The organism is Flagellimonas eckloniae (assembly GCF_001413955.1).
Classification (GTDB): domain Bacteria; phylum Bacteroidota; class Bacteroidia; order Flavobacteriales; family Flavobacteriaceae; genus Flagellimonas; species Flagellimonas eckloniae.
On the sequence record NZ_LCTZ01000002.1, the window covers coordinates 548,454 to 566,592 of the forward strand.

Here is an 18,139-nt window from a genome sequence, read left to right on the forward strand (position 1 = left end):
AATGGCAGTACCAAGAACATATCAAGAATTTACGGATACTTTGATAGCATACGCACCTATGGCAGATTGGCCTTTAGCCTTACAATCGCTTTGGTGGGCTGCAAAAGGAGACTGGAATTCTTCTCATGACATTGCACAGGATCTGCATACAGAAATGGGCAGTCGAATACATGCGTATTTACATCGCATGGAAGGTGATGAATGGAATGCTGGTTATTGGTACAGGCAGGCAGGCAAATTTTTCCCGAAATCAACTTTAACCGAAGAACTACAGGAGCTTGTGGAGTTTGAAATCAATAGTTAAATGGGAAAAACACTTTAATTTTTCAAATTTCATTCCCTTTTCTAAGTCAATCTTTCTTTTCTTGATTCAATCTAAAACCATCATCTACGAACTCATATAAAGCGTTCATCAATTCATGCTCCTTAATAAAGAGGTAATTCAAGAAATTAACCTTCTGAAAATTAAGAAGTAGAGAAAATGTATCAAAAGAAACTATTCATATTAACTCTCGTTGGGTTCCTTTTGGTGGCTTGTACAAAAGAGGCTGTAATCCAAATCCCTGACCATACCCCAACAAATAAGGCACCTACTATTGCAAATATCACCCCAACGTTTGTTGTTGCGGAGGATATCACCAGCTCACAACTAATTGGCAGGGTAGATGCCAAAGACCCGGATGGGGATGAACTTTTCTTTGAAATAACGAACGATGATAATACCCTGTTTGAAGTTTCACCAACGGGCGAATTACGCCTTGCTTCTGGACAGAGCCTGGATTTTGATATTGCTCATCGACATATATTGACCGTGGTGGTAAGTGATGCCAATGGAAATACCACAGAAGTCCGTGTGAGAATCAGAGTGACAAAAATAATAGACAGATTGGCCGAGGACCCCAATGCTTTCGTCACCAAATGGAGAATACCTTCTGATGATTTTGAGTTGGTAATTGGTACAAATACAGGCTTGTCTTATGATTTTACTATTGATTGGGGTGATGGAACCGTGGAAGAACTATCTGCAATAACAGATCACCCATCACATACCTACGAAAAAGCAGGTATCTACACCGTGGCTATTCTCGGTAATTTCCCAGCGATTCAAATGCACTATCCATTTGACAATGATGAGAACAGCAAATTGGTAGCATCCCGACAAGTTTTGATAGGAATTGAACAATGGGGTACCATTGCATGGGAAAGTTTTACATCTGCATTTGGCTACTGTTTTAACTTATTGGAATACAATGCTGAGGACAAGCCAGATTTAAGCAAGGTGAAAAGTATGAGCAGAATGTTTGACACTGCCGACAAGTTCAATGGGGCAATTGGAGATTGGGATGTTTCCCAAGTTGAGGATATGTCGATAATGTTTAACCGTGCCAGATCCTTTAACCAAAATATCGGAGGTTGGAATACCAGTAAAGTGACAGATATGAGCGGAATGTTCAGTGGTGCTGAGGAATTTAACCAAGATATTGGGGGTTGGGATACCAGCAAAGTGATAGATATGGGCGGTATGTTCGCTGTGGCCTCTTCCTTTAATAAGGACATAGGGAATTGGGATACGGGTGAGGTTACCGATATGAGTTTTATGTTTGTCAGGGCTTCTACCTTTAACCAAGATATTGGGAATTGGAACACTTCCAAAGTCACCAACATGGAAGTTATGTTCAACGATGCAATCTCCTTCAATCAAGATATATCTACAAAAGCGAATGGCACAAGTTGGAATACTTCCAATGTAACCAATATGGCAACGATGTTCTCCGTGGCAACTTCATTTAATCAGGATATCGGAAATTGGGATACTTCAAATGTTGAGGATATCGGGGCTATGTTCTTTAGTGCTACATCTTTCAATCAAAATCTTGAAAATTGGGATACTAGAAATGTTATAAATATGTCATTTATGTTCAATGGAGCAACTGATTTTGACCAAAGCCTTGGTAGTTGGAATATTGGCAATGTGCTATTCATGTTTTACATGTTGGATAATTGTGGCATGTCTCCTCAAAGTTACTCTGATACTTTGATAGGTTGGGCTGCTCAGAATCCACCAAACAATGTAAATCTAGGCGCTGCAGGCCTTCAATATTTGTGTACTGCGGGTCAAGCACATAATAATTTGATTAATTCAGGATGGACTATTACTGACAATGGTCTTGCAGAAGTTTGTTTTTAATAAGCGTATTGAATCGTATTATGCCAAAAAGATAATACAAGAAAAATTATATAAAAGACCAGCTTTAAGCTGGTCTTTTTTTGTTTAACAGGATATTACTTTCTTACAAATCGTTGTTCTTGCGTATCAAACCTAAACTTATAAATGTCATATTTTCCTCCACGACCATCTTTTTCCAATTTTTGGGCAACAATCATTTGCTCGCCATCACTTCGTAGACTGATCATGCCGTAACGGGTCAGGTATGAGTTGATTTCTTTATACTTTTTTACTTTATCCTCTTTAAGGTCAGATAATATTTGCCGATTGGCTGGAGTGTCAACAAAATTTGCCTTAAAGTCTTCATAAGCTTTCTCAGCTTCTTCCCATTTTCGATATTTTTTCACCAATTCTGGAATGGTGGTCGAGGAGAAATCTTTATTGGAACGTGCAAGTTCGGTACTGAAAATCAATGGTTTTTTGCTGTATCCTGTTTTTCCTATGGCACCAAGGGTATCTGGTCTGGGATGACTGTAATTTTCGTTATCACCACTGGAAATAACGGTTCCCAAAGCGTTGATGTTTTCCAAAAACTCATAACTGAACAAATGACTTCCGTGATGACACGCTTTGGCGATATCTGCCTGTAGCTCCATTTTAGCATTGGCACCCAATTTATGATTGATGTATTCTCCAGCTTCTTCATTGATATCACCACCCAGCATAACCCTGAGTTTATTGAATTTTAGCATCAGTAAAACGGAGTGGCCATTTTTGGTTTTTCCATTATCCTTTAAAAAGGGAAGTACTTGCTTTCCATCTTTTTGAGAAATTATAGGTGCAATTACTTTTAGTGAAAGTTCATTATCCCCGCCACTGCCCAATAAGAACCCTGTAGTGTTGTTCAGGGCTTCAAAATTTGGTTGTGGTTGCTGTGTTAATGATAGGGCCATGGTCTCTGGATATTGTGACCCCGTACCTGAAGAGTTTTGTGGGTCACTAAGGATTGCCTTCATTTTAGCATCGGTAAGTTCCAATGACAGTAGATAGTCTTCACCATCCGAAAGCTCCTTAACCTCGCCCAACTGCGTATTCCAACCTTTGGTGTCATCAACGGGGCGTTGGACAATACCACTGTGATAGATTTTATCAAACTCAATTGCAGATTCCTTAAAGATATCGGCAAAGCCCAAATAATGATCATTGTCTGGATGGCTAACAATAGCTTTGAACTTAAACGGGAGACTATCGTTCTTATCAAGGTTAAATCGCCAATATAAGTACCGGTACATATTATCACCTTTTCCGGCATCTATTAAATAATGCTGATCATCTGGAGTTACCATATGACAACCATCTCCCTGACCTATGTCCACAAAATTTACTTCTAAGACCCTGTTCTTCTGAATGTCTCCAATTCGAATCCAACCTGTTTTGTTTCTCGAATTGACCAATACCCTGTCATTTACTACTTCGGTATCCAAAATTGTAATGTAATCTCCAAAAAGCAAGTGTTGTTCCCATTTTGATGAGGTCTCACTTTTAAGAATTTTAGCATCGGGAAAACCGGCGTAGGTAAATTTTCTTGACCCATTGGTATTGAATAGGGTTGTATTTAGTTGCGGCATGATTTTTTAGAATGAGGTTATCGACCATATTTTAAAATTCATGTTTAATATAGGAATTTTCTTATAGGCTCTTTAGGGCTGTTGTAAAGTAGGTGTTAAATTTTGTATGGATGAATGGATTTAGATTATAAATGCATAATCCGGAGTTTAAACTTGCAGAAATTATACAGTGGATAAACCCTTAGACTGAAATACTGACCCCATTTGCCGATGTATTGTTTTGGCCATCAAAGTAAAAGTCAATTCGACCTACATTTATGCCGAACGCTCCGACTTGATTTATTAAAACGGAATCTCCATTTTTGTTGGTGCGAACATCTGGTTTGTCCAAAAAGGTATGGGTATGACCACCAATAATTAAGTTGGTTTGATATGTACGCTGTGCCAGTTGGGTATCAGAAGGCCTTTCAGGTCTCTCATAATCGTACCCCAAATGAGAAAGGCAGATTATTAGATCACAGTTTTCAGCTTCTTTTAGGTTACGTTCCATATCCAATGCTATTTCATATGGATTTAAGTATTGTGTCTCCTTGTAAAGTCTTTTGGTAACCAGACCATCCAAGGCAATACCAATGCCGTACACGCCAATCTTTATTCCGTCGATTAGATAAATTTTATAGGGCTTTGCAAAACCATCCATTACGGTGTTTGAGAAGTCATAGTTAGCGGATAATAATTCGAATGTTGCGTTGGGAACCTGTGCCAACAATCCATCAATACCATTATCAAAATCATGGTTTCCAATGGTTGCAGCATCATATTTGAGTTTGCTCATCAACTTAAACTCCAGTTCTCCTCCATAAAAATTGAAGTAGGGAGTGCCTTGAAAAATATCGCCAGCATCAAAAAGCAAGGTATTTGGATTTTCATTTCTTATCGTGTCAACCAATGCGGCTCTTCGTGCTATTCCACCCAAGTTGGCATAATGCGAATGTGAAGTGGGAAAAGGGTCGATATGACTATGCACATCATTGGTGTGCAAAATAGTAATGTGTTTAGTACCTAAATTTGCACATGAATTAAGACCAAGACCGCCTAAACCAATAAAAGTTGAAGCCGCTGTTGTATTTGATAAAAAATCCCTTCTTTTCATTTATTTTAATTGAATAAACCGATTGTCAACTTCTGCTTTTAAAGTATCTACTTTTTTCAGGTGATTTATAATGGCGTTTCGCAGGAGATATCCTGTATCGGTAACTGAAACTATTTCATTAAAAAAACCAATACTAGCACCACCTTGAACCAAATAATCTGATGTTGCTACGTAATAATTGCGATTCTCATCAAAAGGGCTATCATTTACACTAACTGATTCAAGTGTTCCTTTTTTGTCCAAAACAATTTGCATACCTGAAATGGGATGGACACGTTCAGCTTCTACTATAAAGGAAACAAGCTCCCTTACAGCTTTACCACTTAGCTCTACAACCGAAATATAGTTTTCAAAGGGCATAACTTCATATCCATTTCGCGCACTTACATTTCCTTTGGAAATAATTGAACGTATTCCCCCTCTATTCATCACAGCAAAGTCAAGTTCTTTGCCTGTTTTAGACTTAAAAACGGGATAGGTCTCTTGAAAAACAATATCCGCAATTAAGTTGCCCATCGAGGTGTTGCGTTCACCATCATCCAATAAAAAAGCTTTTGGAGCAAAAGCTAATGTGCTATCCAAAACTTCATCAATTCTATTTTTAAAGGGAGCTACAAAAGTGGTAATCGAATCTACCTCTTTATAGGAAGTGTCCACAGTCAGTTTATTGGCTTCAATTTTTGAAAGCTGGCTTTTATCCTGATTGCAGGAAAGCAAAAAACAAAAAGTTGTAAACGTAACAAAATGTTTTAATTTTAAAATACTCACGTTATTATCTTTGTTAAGTAGTCTTGGTAGAATAATTACCTTTGTAAAAATGCATAAAAAATATGTTTTTAAGAGGGCTCCAGGATAAATTTAAAGTTAAATCGGGTCATAAACATTTACAAGAGGAGATAGAAAAGCCTTCTTCGGTCGTAAATAGAGAGAAGGGAATCACAAGCATTGGCTGTATTGTTGATGTTGATAATTTTCAAAGTGCGGAGGTGTTTTATGAACTAATTGATGAGTTTTCCCTTAGACCCAACGCAATCAAGATTATTGGGTACAAAAGGGAATATGACAAAAACTCACCGTATGCCATTCAAATTTTTTCCGACAAGGATTTAGGTTGGAAAGGAGTAATTGAAAATGGATATGTATTGGAGTTTTTAGGACGGGAATATGACATGTTGATTAATTATTATGAAGAGGATAATTTGATGATGAAGTTGTTATCCGTTAAAACCAAGGCAAGACTTAAAGTAGGTTTTGGAACCTTGGATCCAAAAATCAATGATTTAATTTTAAATACACCCTTAAAGGATTTTAAGGTTTTTAAAAGTGAATTGAAAAAGTATTTAAAGGTTTTAAAAGAATTATAATGGAACAGTTGATGGGTACGGGAGTTGCTTTGGTAACACCGTTCAATGATGATTTTTCTATAGATGTAAACGCATTGGAGCGTGTTGTGGAGCATACTATTCAAGGTGGTGTGGATTATCTTGTGGTATTGGGAACCACTGGCGAGTCTGTTACACTTTCCAAGAATAATAAACAGCTGGTAATCGATACGGTTATTAGGGCAAATGCAGGAAGACTTCCTTTGGTTTTGGGTGTTGGAGGGAATAATACCCAAACGGTAATTGAAGATTTGAACACGATTGATCTATCTGAATTTACGGCGATTTTGTCCGTTTCTCCCTACTACAACAAGCCAACACAAGAAGGTATTTATCAGCACTTTAGGGCGATTGCCAAAGCATCACCAAAACCTATTGTTCTTTATAATGTTCCCTCTAGGACGGGAAGCAATATTTTGCCTGAAACCACAATTAGATTGGCTTTTGATATTCCAAATATTGTGGCAATCAAGGAAGCATCAGGGGATATGGTCCAGATTGATAAAATCATTAAGGAAAAACCAGAAGACTTTTTAGTTATTTCAGGAGATGATTTTACCGCCCTTCCAACAGTACTGGCAGGAGGCTCTGGTGTGATTTCCGTATTGGGGCAAGCTTTACCCAATGAATTTTCCAAAATGATACGTTTGGGAAATGAAGGTAATTCGGATGAAGCCTATCAAATACACCAAGCACTTTTACCCATTATGCACTATATTTTTGAAGAGGGAAACCCGGCTGGAATCAAAAGTGTGTTTGAATCATTGGGACTCTGTAAAGGAATCGTAAGGCTACCTTTGGTAGAAGCTACACCGGGCTTAAAAAACAAGATTGCCCACTTTCTGAAATCATTTGTAAGGGTCCATGCCTAAAGTAAGTTAAATGTTCGCTAAAACAGTAGCGAATACTTCTTGCTACACTTACTTTTGATTGATAAATCTATTTTTTTTAAATCCATTGATTATCACTAATTTTGCAAAATGTTTTTGAAAATGAGGTCTATTCTCCCAATACTCTTTGTAGCTATTTTTATTTCATCATGTAATGAGTACCAAAAAGTGCTCAAGAATGAGGATGTAAAGGCTAAATATGATTTAGCTCAAAAATATTATGATGAAGGGGATTATAAACGAGCAAAAAGATTATACGAACAAATTGCCCCTAAATATGTGGGTAAGCCACAGGGTGAACGTGTTATGTTCTTTTTTGCTGATACCTATTTTAAAACAAAGGACTATTATCTTTCTGGTTATCAGTTTGAACGATTCATAAAATCATATCCAAAAAGTGATAAGATTCAAGAAGCCTCTTTTTTAGGTGCAAAGAGTTACTACGAGCTTTCACCTGCATACTCGTTGGATCAAACGGATACGGACAAGGCGTTGGCAAGACTGCAGCTGTTTATCAACACCTATCCAGAATCAGAATATTTTGAAGAAGCAAATATGATGGCGAAAGAGCTGACTTCAAAAAAAGAAAAGAAACAAATCGAGGTTGCCAAACAATTCAATAAATTAGGAGAGTTTAACTACCCAATTTTGGTATCGGCCATAAAAGCATTGGATAATTTTATTTCAGACAATCCAGGTTCAATCTACAGAGAAGAGGCTCTTTATTATCGTATTGAAGCAACCACAAACTTAGCTATGAACAGCTATGAAAATAAAAAGAAAGAACGTTTGGAAGAAGCATTGAATTCGTACAATAACTTGATGCGTTATTTTCCAGAATCAAAATTCAAAAAGAAAGCAGATGAGCTTTCTGATAGAATTCAAAAAGAATTGAGCATATATTCCATTTCAAAATAAGCACAACACATGCAAGATTTAAAAAATACAAAGGCCCCAGTTTCTACCGTAACTCATGATAGAAACGAATTTGATGAAAAAACAGACAACATTTACGAAGCAATTTCCATTGCCTCTAAGCGTGCAATCCAAATCAATTCTGAAATAAAAAAGGAATTATTGGAAAAACTGGAAGAATTTGCAACCTATAGTGATAGTTTGGAAGAGGTCTTTGAAAACAAAGAACAGATTGAAGTTTCCAAATTTTATGAAAAATTGCCAAAGCCCCATGCATTGGCAGTTATGGAGTGGTTGGAAGATAAAATATACTACAGGAATACTGAGAAAGACGCCTAATAATGCTTAGCGGTAAACACATCCTTTTGGGCATTACCGGAGGAATCGCCGCATACAAAACAACATTTCTTGTTAGGCTATTGATAAAAGCTGGTGCCGAGGTCAAAATTGTAATGACCCAAAGTGCTAGCTCTTTTGTTTCTCCCCTTACATTGTCCACATTATCTAAAAATCCTGTATTGACAGATTTTATTGATAAGGAAGATGGAAGCATTTCTTGGAACAATCATGTAGAATTGGGGCTTTGGGCCGATTATATGATTGTTGCACCGGCAACTGCGAATACACTGTCCAAAATGGCTCACGGCACTTGTGACAACCTCCTAATGGCAACGTACTTATCAGCCAAATGCCCCGTTTTTTATGCACCGGCAATGGATTTAGACATGTACAAACATCCTTCAACCAACGCTTCTTTTGAAAAATTGGAATCATTTAACAATATCATGATTCCAGCTGAATCTGGAGAATTAGCCAGTGGATTACATGGAGAGGGACGTATGGCTGAACCCGAAACAATTGTAGGGTTTGTTCAGGAACATATCGCTAATGGACTTGTGCTAAACGGGAAAAAAGTATTGATTACGGCGGGACCAACCCATGAGGCTATTGATCCCGTTCGGTTTTTGGGGAATCGTTCTTCTGGAACAATGGGCTTTGAATTGGCCAAGCAGGCCGCCAATTTGGGAGCTGAAGTCGTTTTGGTTTCAGGCCCTACAAACCTAAATGTAGAACATAGCGGCATTAATCTAGTACGGGTAACAACTGCACAAGAAATGTTTGATGCTTCGCATGAACATTATGAAAGTGTAGATGTAGCTGTTTGTGCTGCGGCTGTTGCGGATTATCGCCCAAAACATGTCGCTGAGGAAAAACTGAAAAAGAAAGATGATGATTTACAGATTGAGCTGGAACGAAACCCCGACATTCTTTTTTCGTTAGGGAAGGAAAAAAAGCATCAATTTTTGGTAGGATTTGCTTTGGAAACCGAAAATGAACTTGAAAATGCCAAGGGAAAATTAAAGCGGAAAAACCTGGATGCCATAGTGCTAAACTCCCTAAAGGATGATGGGGCCGGTTTTGGTGGAAATACCAATAAAATAACCTTCATTGATAAGAATTTGGATATAAAAACGTTTGAATTGAAGACAAAGCCAGATGTTGCTTCGGACATTTGGAAAGAAATCATCTCCAGAATTCATGTTTAGAATTGTACTGTTCGCTTTTTTTCTTTCAACTTCACAGTTAATGTGTGCCCAGGAATTGAATTGTACGGTCACTGTCAATTCAGATCAAGTTAGTCAAACAAACCAACAGATTTTTAGGACTCTGGAACGATCACTCAGTGATTTTGTGAATAAAAATAAATGGACCAATAGGGTTTACAATGAAAATGAACGGGTAAATGCAAGATTGTTCATAACCGTTACCCAATATGAATCGGATCGTTTTGATGCCAACATTCAGATTCAATCTTCAAGACCAGTTTTTAATAGCTCATACGAAAGCCCAGTTTTTAATTATAAAGACGATTCTTTCAACTTTCAATACCAAGAATTTCAACCTTTGGTATATAACGAGAATGTTTTTGAGTCCAATTTAATTGCAGTTGTATCCTATTACGTTTATATCATTTTAGGTTTGGATGCAGATACTTTTTCTTTAGAAGGTGGTGATGAAATGTTTAGAAAGGCTCAGAATATTGTTACGCAGGCCCAAGGCTCCAATGCTGCAGGCTGGAAACAAGAAACAGGAAGTCGTTCACGCTTTGAATTAGTGGATAATTTGTTGAGCAATTCTTTTAGGGAGTACCGTATTGCCATGTACAACTACCATAGAAAAGGGTTGGATATTTTAGGCGATAACAATAGTACGGGAAAGCAAATTATTGCAGGAAGCATGCGTCTCTTTGAAACCCTGATCAAGCGTAGGCCCAACGCCTTTTTGATTCAGACATTTTTTGATTCAAAATCGGAAGAGATAAAAAACATTTTTTCTGATGGCCCTAAGGTAGATATCGTAAAGCTCAAAGAAACCTTGAATAGGGTTGCGCCATTTTACTCCAATACCTGGAACCAAATAAAATACTAGTCAGTTTCTCTAAAGACATTTATCTTTACCGAGAAAATCTTCTACGTTGCTTAATAATCTTTCAATTCAAAATTACGCCTTAATAGACGATCTTAATGTGTCGTTTTCTAGTGGATTTACTACTATTACTGGTGAGACCGGAGCAGGTAAGTCTATTTTGTTGGGTGGACTTTCTTTGGTTTTGGGGAAACGTGCCGATTTGTCTTCACTCAAAAACAAAGCCCAAAAATGCATTATTGAAGCAGAGTTTGAAATTTCTAAATACGAACTGAAACCTTTTTTTGATGTAAATGATCTGGATTATGAAGCGGTAACCATTTTGAGAAGGGAAATTCTCCCAAGCGGAAAATCAAGGGCATTTGTAAACGATTCCCCGGTAGTACTTGAAGTACTGAGGAATTTGGGCGAACGTTTGGTCGATGTACATTCCCAACATCAAACTTTACGATTGACAGAAAATGATTTTCAATTAAAAGTTGTAGATGCGTTAGCGGAAAATAATGAAAACCTTGATGCGTATAAAAGGTTTTTAGAAAGGTATAAGAAGGCATCAAAGGAGCTGCAAGAACTGATGGATTTTCAATCCAATTCAAACAAAGAACATGATTATAACAGCTTTTTACTGAAAGAACTTGAGTCGGCACAATTAAAAATTGGTGCTCAAGCAGAACTTGAAGCTGAATTTGAGCAATTGAACAATGTGGAACAGATTATGGAGCAATTATCCCGAGGGAATCAATTGCTAAATGACGAGCAGATTGGGATATTGGGGAAGTTGACGGATTTAAAGCGGGCGTTTCAAAACTTAGCTGATTTTGGGAATACGTATTCCGCACTAAATGAGCGGGTGCAGTCCATTTTTATAGAAATGGATGATATAGCTTCTGAACTTGAGCATGTAAAGGATGGTGTTGAGGCCAATCCCTTGAGATTGGAGACTGTAAACGCACAGTTACAGCAATTGTATGATTTACAGAAAAAGCATCAAGTAAATTCGGTTGAGGAACTTATTGAAATTAGAAATGGATTGTCCGACAAAGTGGATGCTGTTGAAAATATTGAGTCGAAAATAAAAGATAAGGAAGTCGAAGTTTCGCAAATCACAAAGCAAGTTGAGGAAGAGGCAATCAAAATAAGGAAAGCAAGAAATACTGTAATTCCAAAGTTGAAGAGTACGCTTCAAGAAAGTCTGTATTCTTTGGGAATGCCCTCGGCTACTTTTAAAATTGAAGTGAATCCTTCGGCTTCATTCAAACCAAATGGAAAAGATGATTTGGTTTTTTTATTCTCCGCAAACAAAGGTTCGGATTATGGTGAGCTAAAAAAAGTAGCATCAGGAGGAGAATTATCGCGGATTATGTTGACGATAAAATCCATTTTGGCCAAATACGAGCAATTGCCCACTATGATGTTCGATGAAATCGACACAGGGGTTTCAGGAGAAATTTCAAATCGAATGGGAGAAATTATGCAGCAGATGAGTAAGACCATGCAGGTTTTTTCCATTACCCATTTACCCCAGGTAGCTTCCAAGGGAGCGCAGCAATTCAAAGTTTTTAAAGAAGAAATTGCAGATGGAACAAGTACCCAAATGAAAAAACTTAATCCTGAAGAACGCGTAAATGAGTTGGCGGAAATGCTGGGGGGAAAATCTATATCAGAATCGGCCTTGGCCCATGCAAGACAACTTTTGCAGTAGGGTATGCGCGTTACTTTGTTGAATAATATCAAAACAGAAAAAATCGATAAGATTAAATATCTTTGTCGCAAACCAACATTAGATAAATACTATGGCTTATAATCTTTTAAAAGGTAAAAAAGGAATCATTTTTGGGGCTTTGGATGAGAATTCCATTGCATGGAAAACGGCAGAGCGCATTCATGAGGAAGGCGGAACTTTTGTGTTGACGAATGCACCCATTGCAATGCGAATGGGACAGATTAAAGAGTTGGCCGCAAAGACAAATTCAGAAATCATTCCCGCGGATGCTACCAATGAAGAAGATTTGCAGAATTTGGTGACCCAGTCCATGGAAATTTTAGGTGGAAAGTTGGACTTTGTGTTACACTCCATTGGAATGTCCGTTAATGTTAGAAAAGGAAGGGCGTATACCGATGAAAAATATGACTTTACGGCAAAAGGGTGGGATGTTTCCGCACTTTCGTTCCATAAAGTAATGCAATCACTATATAAATCTGATGCCATGAACGAGTGGGGTAGTATAGTTGCCCTGACCTACATGGCAGCGCAGCGCACGTTTCCAGATTACAATGATATGGCCGACAACAAAGCCTATTTGGAATCTGTGGCCAGGAGTTTTGGATATTTCTTTGGAAAAGAAAAGAAGGTTCGGGTAAACACTATTTCCCAATCTCCAACGCCAACCACTGCTGGACAAGGGGTAAAAGGATTCGATGGATTTATCAGCTATGCTGAAAAAATGTCTCCTCTTGGAAATGCATCTGCCGCCGATTGTGCAGATTATACGGTCAGTCTTTTTTCAGATTTGACAAAAAAAGTTACCATGCAGAACCTATTCCATGATGGTGGATTTTCCAACACGGGGGTAAGTCAAGAAGTAATAGATGAATTCACAAAGTAAGAAGTGTGACTAATTATAAGAGCCATCCTTTTTGGGTGGCTTTTCTGTTTTTGGATGAACTTATTTTTTTCCATAATCGTTCCAGTTTTTAATAGGCCCGAAGAAATTCAGGAACTGTTGGAAAGCCTGTTGCATCAAGATTTTAAGGAAAGTTATGAGATTGTGATTGTTGAAGATGGTTCTTCGGAAAGCTCTGAAGAAGCGGTTAAAAGATTTCAACAGAGTCTACAAATCTCGTATTACTTTAAAGAAAATTCAGGTCCTGGAGATTCCAGAAACTATGGAATGCAAAAAGCCAATGGAAACTATTTTATCATATTGGATTCTGATTGCATATTGCCTCAACAATATCTTACTAAAGTGAACAATGAACTACAAGAAGAGTTTGTACACTGCTTTGGCGGTCCTGATGCGGCACATGAGTCGTTCACTTCGGTCCAGAAAGCAATAAACTATGTAATGACCTCCTTTTTGACTACCGGGGGCATACGAGGTGGCAGTAATTCTGTCGGTAAGTTTCAACCGCGAAGCTTCAATATGGGGATTTCCAAAGAAGTATTTGAAAAAGTAGGTGGATTTGGACAAATACATCCCGGTGAAGATCCTGACCTAACCTTTAGAATATGGAAAGCGGGCTATACAACCAGATTGTTCTCAAAAGCCTTTGTATATCATAAAAGACGAATAGACTGGAAAAAATTCTATACTCAAGTCAATAAATTTGGAATGGTCAGACCTATTCTGAATAAATGGCATCCAGGAACCGCAAAGTTGACCTATTGGTTCCCAAGCCTGTTCATGATTGGATTGGTTGCATTCATATTTTTAGCAGTAATCGGAATTAGTCTTCCCTTGGCAATCATTGGGGCTTATCCAATACTGTTGTTTTTGGATTCCCTGATTAAAACTAAAAACATAAAAGTGGCTTTTATGACAATTTTTGCCGCATTAATGCAGTTTACTGGATATGGGATAGGTTTTCTAAAATCCACAATCTTGCTTAACTTTAATAGCAAAGAACCAGAAAAGCTGTTCCCTAAATTATTTTTTAAAAGAAAGTAGAAGTGCTCAAAAAGTTGATAGGTGGTTTGAATAAAAGAAAAGTGAAGGTATTTTCACTTTTTTTGATATGCTCATTCCTTGCTTGGTTCCTGAGCAATCTATCGGAACCTTATGAATCCCGAGCCAATTTCAATTTAAATTATAAGAACCTGCCGGATACCTTGTTACTGGGTAACGATGCTGTCAATTCCATAGAAGCAAAAATTAGAACAAGTGGATTTCAATTTCTCTACTATAATTTTTCCAATAAGCGGGTTGATGTAGATTTATCCCAAGTTGAGTATCGGAATGGAAATTATATATTGACAGAGGATGCAGTGAAAAAACAAATGGAAAGACAGCTTTCCCAGAGCATTTCGTTAATTGATTTGGATAGAGACCAACTTGAAGTGAATCTTTATCAAGTAGCGTCTAAAGAAGTGCCAATTAAGGCGGATATTGATTTACAGTTTAAACAGAATTACATACTTAATGGAGACCTGAAACTTAGTCCCGATAAGATTCTGGTTAAGGGGCCTAAAGCAGAAATTGATACTCTTACCGCCATTTACACATCAAAAGTTGAAATGACCGATCTTTCTTCTGATTTTTCGGAGAATGTACTCCTAGTTTTCCCAAAAAGCCTTAATAATAGCATTTTTGCCACCAACAGAACCAATGTTTCTGGGAAAGTGGACAAATTCTCTGAGAAGGTTTTCGATATTCCAATTCAAGTTTTAAATTTTCCCGAAGGTTATAAGGTCAATACATTTCCTAATTCCATTACGGTTCTTTGTAAAGCAACAATAGACCAATTGAAAACAATTACGTCAAAAGATTTTGAAATTGTAGCTGATTATAAACAGCTGAATGGCTCAAACGGTAATGAGTTGTTTTTAGAAGTCACAAAGAAACCTGAAAAAGTTCATGGAGTACGATTGCTTGAAAATAAAATTAATTTTGTTTTAGAACAGGAATGAAGATTGTAGGGTTGACAGGTGGAATTGGAACGGGAAAGAGCACCGTGGCAGGAATGTTCAAGGATTTGAGAGTTCCAATATATGATTCAGATTCAGAAGCAAAGCGCTTGATGACCGAATCGTCCCAACTAAAAAAAGCAATAATTTCTTTACTTGGCGAAAAGGCATATGAAGGCGAAGCCCTGAACAGAAGTTTTATTGCGAGCAAGGTTTTTGAAAATCCCACAATGTTGCAGGAATTAAATGAAATTGTACATCCCGCAGTAAAAGAAGATTTTAAAGAATGGGCGAAAATACAGCAATCGCCCTACGTAATTCAGGAAACTGCCCTTATTTTTGAAAAAGCATCCCAAGATCAATATGATTATGTAATTTTAATTACCGCACCTATCAATTTAAGGTTGGGTAGGGTTATGAGAAGGGACGGAGTTTCTGAAAAAGAAGTTTTGGACCGTATTAAAAACCAGATGGGAGATGATGAAAAGTTGGTACTTGCAGATTTTCATATTGACAATATTGATTTAGAAACAACCCAAAAAGAGGTTGCAAAACTGCACAAAACACTTGTTATCCTTTCAGATTGACCAACAATTTTAACATTTTTGTTAAGGTTAGGTTAAACGGTAAAAGGCCTAAATGTTAAATTTCTAATTTTACCCCGATGAACAAGAAGCTATTCGTTCTTCTCGTCATTCTCATGAGCTTATCCCTTATAGGGATAATTTTTGTCCAAGTGTATTGGATAAGAACATCTGTAAATGACAAAGAGGAGCAATTCTCAAGAACGGTCACCGACATACTGGATAAAGTTGCAAGCAGGGTAGAGAAGAGGGAGATGAAAGATTATTCAGACCGATTGGCTTCACTGGTTGATAGTATTGGGGAACCCAAAACTACCCAGTTCAGAAATTTTATGTTTGTCGATAGGGATTTGAATTCTGATGAAATTCTGTTCTATTCACATGGAATTCTTGAAGAAGATTATAATATAACATCAACGTTCTTTGATAATTTAGGGGGTGAAGACACCACAATATTTAAAAATTTGACCAGTAAGCGGACCAAGACCGTTTTCAAGGAAGAATTTGGGCTGGACGGTAAAAGTTATAGTTTGACCCCAATTCAAAAAGCTGAAAAGATAGGAGGTCTGTCTAGTATTGATAAGGCAGCTTGGGAAGACGTTTTTATGGAGTATGCCAAAAGCAGTCCAATACACAAAAGGGTATCCAAAAAGGAATTGGAGCTGATGCTTAGTCAAGAATTGGGAAATAGAAACATAGATATCGATTATGAGTATGGGGTGTACAGCCAAGGCTATCCTACCAAAATCAAATCCAAAAAGTTCAAGTTTTCTGAATCCAAAATGTACAAGGCACCGATTTTTAAAGATGCTGAGGGGAATTCGAGTTTTTCGCTATTGCTCACATTTCCAACCATGAAGAAATTTCTTTTTCAATCGATAATGAGTATGGCCTTATTATCCCTGATTTTTACGCTTGTGATTATGGTGGCTTATTCCAGTGCTATCTATCAATTAATCAAGCAAAAACAAATATCTGAGATAAAGACGGATTTCATAAATAATATGACTCATGAGTTCAAGACTCCAATAGCGACAATAAATCTGGCCGTTGAAGCAATCAGAAATCCAAAATCAATTGAAGACAAGGAAAAAGTGTTGCGTTATTTGGGAATGATCAAGGATGAGAATAAACGTATGCATGCCCAGGTAGAAAATGTGCTAAGAATATCCAAATTGGAAAAAAATCAGTTGGACATACGTAAGGATAGGGTAGATGTTCATGACATAATAGTAGACGCTATTGCACATATTGAGTTGATTGTGGCTGATAGAGGAGGCTATATTAATTCGCATTGCGATGCTGAAAGGTCGGAGATACTGGCGAATGATGTCCATTTTACCAATGTAATCGTCAACATTTTGGACAATGCGGTAAAGTATTCAACGGAATCCCCTAAAATAGATGTTTTTACCGAAGTGGTTAAAAACAGTATCATAGTTAAAGTGAAGGATCAGGGAGCTGGAATGAGCAAGGCGGTCCTTAAAAGAGTTTTTGAGAAATTTTACCGGGAACATACCGGAGACATTCACAATGTAAAGGGTCATGGATTAGGGTTGGCCTATGTAAAACGAATAATAGAAGATCATCAAGGAGAGGTCTATGCGGAAAGTGAAAAGGGAAAAGGAAGTACTTTCTACATAAAACTACCTTTAATTTAAAAAATCATGGAAATAGAAAAAAAGAAAATACTTTTAGTTGAGGACGATCCAAACTTTGGTATCGTGTTAAAGGATTATTTGTCCATGAACGACTTTGACGTTGTTCTGGCAAAGAACGGAATGGAAGGTTTTGAGAAGTTCAAAAAAGATAACTATGATGTTTGCATTCTGGACGTAATGATGCCTTATAAAGATGGGTTTACCTTGGCAAGGGAAATACGGGAAAAGAATGAAAATGTCCCAATTATTTTTCTTACTGCCAAAACCATGAAAGAAGATGTGCTTAAGGGGTATAAGGCCGGAGCAGATGATTATTTGAACAAGCCTTTTGATTCTGAAGTATTATTGATGAAACTTAAAGCAATACTTCAAAGAAAGGCATCTAGCACCCTAGCAGACAGCAAGCAATTTGAATTTGAAATCGGAAATTTCCATCTGAATTCAAAACTACGCTTCCTAAAATATATGGATGAGGAAGCGGTTAAACTTTCTCCCAAGGAAAATGAGTTGTTGAGACTTCTCGCGCTTCATGAAAATGATTTAATGCCCAGGGAATTAGCGTTGACCAAAATATGGAGAGATGATAACTATTTCACTTCAAGAAGTATGGATGTTTACATTGCCAAATTAAGAAAATACCTTAAAAGGGATGATGTTGTGGAAATCCTAAATATTCATGGAGAAGGATTTAGATTGGTTGTTAAGGCTGAAAATCAATAAGTTTATCAAAAAGAAATAATACATAAATAAAGCCACCCTTTGGGTGGT

Annotated in this window: 18 protein-coding genes; 15 read left to right on the forward strand and 3 right to left on the reverse strand. The window is 37.4% G+C overall.

What is annotated here, in order from left to right:
* Position 1: 1 nt before the first annotated feature.
* Both AAY42_RS02410 and AAY42_RS02415 read left to right on the forward strand, forming a co-directional pair.
* Complete coding sequence (locus tag AAY42_RS02410) at positions 2–304, forward strand: hypothetical protein (protein WP_055392411.1); 303 nt, start codon at positions 2–4, stop codon at positions 302–304.
* 177 nt (positions 305–481) lie between these two features.
* Positions 482–2,188 (forward strand): BspA family leucine-rich repeat surface protein, encoded by a 1,707-nt coding sequence (locus AAY42_RS02415; RefSeq protein WP_082433301.1) that lies wholly within the window; start codon positions 482–484, stop codon positions 2,186–2,188.
* Between the two features lie 95 nt (positions 2,189–2,283).
* Here the strand turns inward: AAY42_RS02415 and AAY42_RS02420 are convergent, their stop codons facing one another.
* The 3 genes from AAY42_RS02420 to AAY42_RS02430 all read right to left on the reverse strand — a co-directional run bounded on the left by AAY42_RS02420 (position 2,284) and on the right by AAY42_RS02430 (position 5,656).
* Positions 2,284–3,795: a ComEC/Rec2 family competence protein gene (locus AAY42_RS02420; protein ID WP_055392413.1), complete on the reverse strand. Its 1,512-nt coding sequence runs from the start codon at positions 3,793–3,795 to the stop codon at positions 2,284–2,286.
* A gap of 181 nt (positions 3,796–3,976) precedes the next feature.
* On the reverse strand, positions 3,977–4,888 hold the full coding sequence (locus AAY42_RS02425) for a metallophosphatase (RefSeq protein ID WP_055392414.1): 912 nt from the start codon (positions 4,886–4,888) through the stop codon (positions 3,977–3,979).
* Positions 4,889–5,656, reverse strand: coding sequence for a 5'-nucleotidase C-terminal domain-containing protein (locus AAY42_RS02430; protein WP_245625577.1), 768 nt, complete (start codon positions 5,654–5,656; stop codon positions 4,889–4,891).
* A gap of 62 nt (positions 5,657–5,718) precedes the next feature.
* On the opposite strand from AAY42_RS02430, the gene AAY42_RS02435 reads away from it, so the two are divergent.
* From AAY42_RS02435 to AAY42_RS02495, 13 genes are all read left to right on the forward strand, one after another.
* Complete coding sequence (locus AAY42_RS02435) at positions 5,719–6,252, forward strand: DUF6913 domain-containing protein (RefSeq protein WP_055392416.1); 534 nt, start codon at positions 5,719–5,721, stop codon at positions 6,250–6,252.
* Positions 6,252–7,142, forward strand: coding sequence for a 4-hydroxy-tetrahydrodipicolinate synthase (gene dapA / locus AAY42_RS02440; protein ID WP_055392417.1), 891 nt, complete (start codon positions 6,252–6,254; stop codon positions 7,140–7,142). The genes AAY42_RS02435 and dapA overlap by 1 nt, the downstream gene beginning before the upstream one ends.
* Positions 7,143–7,250: 108 nt before the next feature.
* Positions 7,251–8,078: an outer membrane protein assembly factor BamD gene (locus AAY42_RS02445; RefSeq protein WP_055392418.1), complete on the forward strand. Its 828-nt coding sequence runs from the start codon at positions 7,251–7,253 to the stop codon at positions 8,076–8,078.
* Between the two features lie 9 nt (positions 8,079–8,087).
* Positions 8,088–8,414 (forward strand): DNA-directed RNA polymerase subunit omega, encoded by a 327-nt coding sequence (locus tag AAY42_RS02450; RefSeq protein WP_055392419.1) that lies wholly within the window; start codon positions 8,088–8,090, stop codon positions 8,412–8,414.
* Between the two features lie 2 nt (positions 8,415–8,416).
* Positions 8,417–9,622 (forward strand): bifunctional phosphopantothenoylcysteine decarboxylase/phosphopantothenate--cysteine ligase CoaBC, encoded by a 1,206-nt coding sequence (gene coaBC / locus AAY42_RS02455; protein WP_055392420.1) that lies wholly within the window; start codon positions 8,417–8,419, stop codon positions 9,620–9,622.
* Positions 9,615–10,505: a type IX secretion system protein PorD gene (gene porD, locus AAY42_RS02460; RefSeq protein ID WP_055392421.1), complete on the forward strand. Its 891-nt coding sequence runs from the start codon at positions 9,615–9,617 to the stop codon at positions 10,503–10,505. The genes coaBC and porD overlap by 8 nt, the downstream gene beginning before the upstream one ends.
* Before the next feature lie 46 nt (positions 10,506–10,551).
* Positions 10,552–12,204: a DNA repair protein RecN gene (recN, locus tag AAY42_RS02465; RefSeq protein WP_055392422.1), complete on the forward strand. Its 1,653-nt coding sequence runs from the start codon at positions 10,552–10,554 to the stop codon at positions 12,202–12,204.
* Between the two features lie 91 nt (positions 12,205–12,295).
* Positions 12,296–13,108, forward strand: coding sequence for an enoyl-ACP reductase FabI (locus tag AAY42_RS02470; RefSeq protein ID WP_055392423.1), 813 nt, complete (start codon positions 12,296–12,298; stop codon positions 13,106–13,108).
* Positions 13,109–13,162: 54 nt separating this feature from the next.
* Positions 13,163–14,170 carry a glycosyltransferase family 2 protein gene (locus tag AAY42_RS02475; RefSeq protein WP_055392424.1) on the forward strand — a complete coding sequence of 336 codons (1,008 nt, stop codon included), beginning with the start codon at positions 13,163–13,165 and terminating at the stop codon, positions 14,168–14,170.
* Between the two features lie 26 nt (positions 14,171–14,196).
* Positions 14,197–15,129, forward strand: coding sequence for a CdaR family protein (locus tag AAY42_RS02480; RefSeq protein WP_139063617.1), 933 nt, complete (start codon positions 14,197–14,199; stop codon positions 15,127–15,129).
* Positions 15,126–15,713 (forward strand): dephospho-CoA kinase, encoded by a 588-nt coding sequence (gene coaE, locus AAY42_RS02485; RefSeq protein ID WP_055392426.1) that lies wholly within the window; start codon positions 15,126–15,128, stop codon positions 15,711–15,713. The genes AAY42_RS02480 and coaE overlap by 4 nt, the downstream gene beginning before the upstream one ends.
* 77 nt (positions 15,714–15,790) lie before the next feature.
* The gene (locus tag AAY42_RS02490) at positions 15,791–17,371 is read left to right on the forward strand and encodes a sensor histidine kinase (RefSeq protein ID WP_055392427.1); all 1,581 of its coding nucleotides are present in this window, start codon (positions 15,791–15,793) and stop codon (positions 17,369–17,371) included.
* A 6-nt stretch (positions 17,372–17,377) separates the two neighbouring features.
* A complete protein-coding gene (locus tag AAY42_RS02495) occupies positions 17,378–18,091 on the forward strand; it encodes a response regulator transcription factor (protein ID WP_055392428.1) in 714 nt (237 codons plus the stop codon).
* Positions 18,092–18,139: the final 48 nt, after the last annotated feature.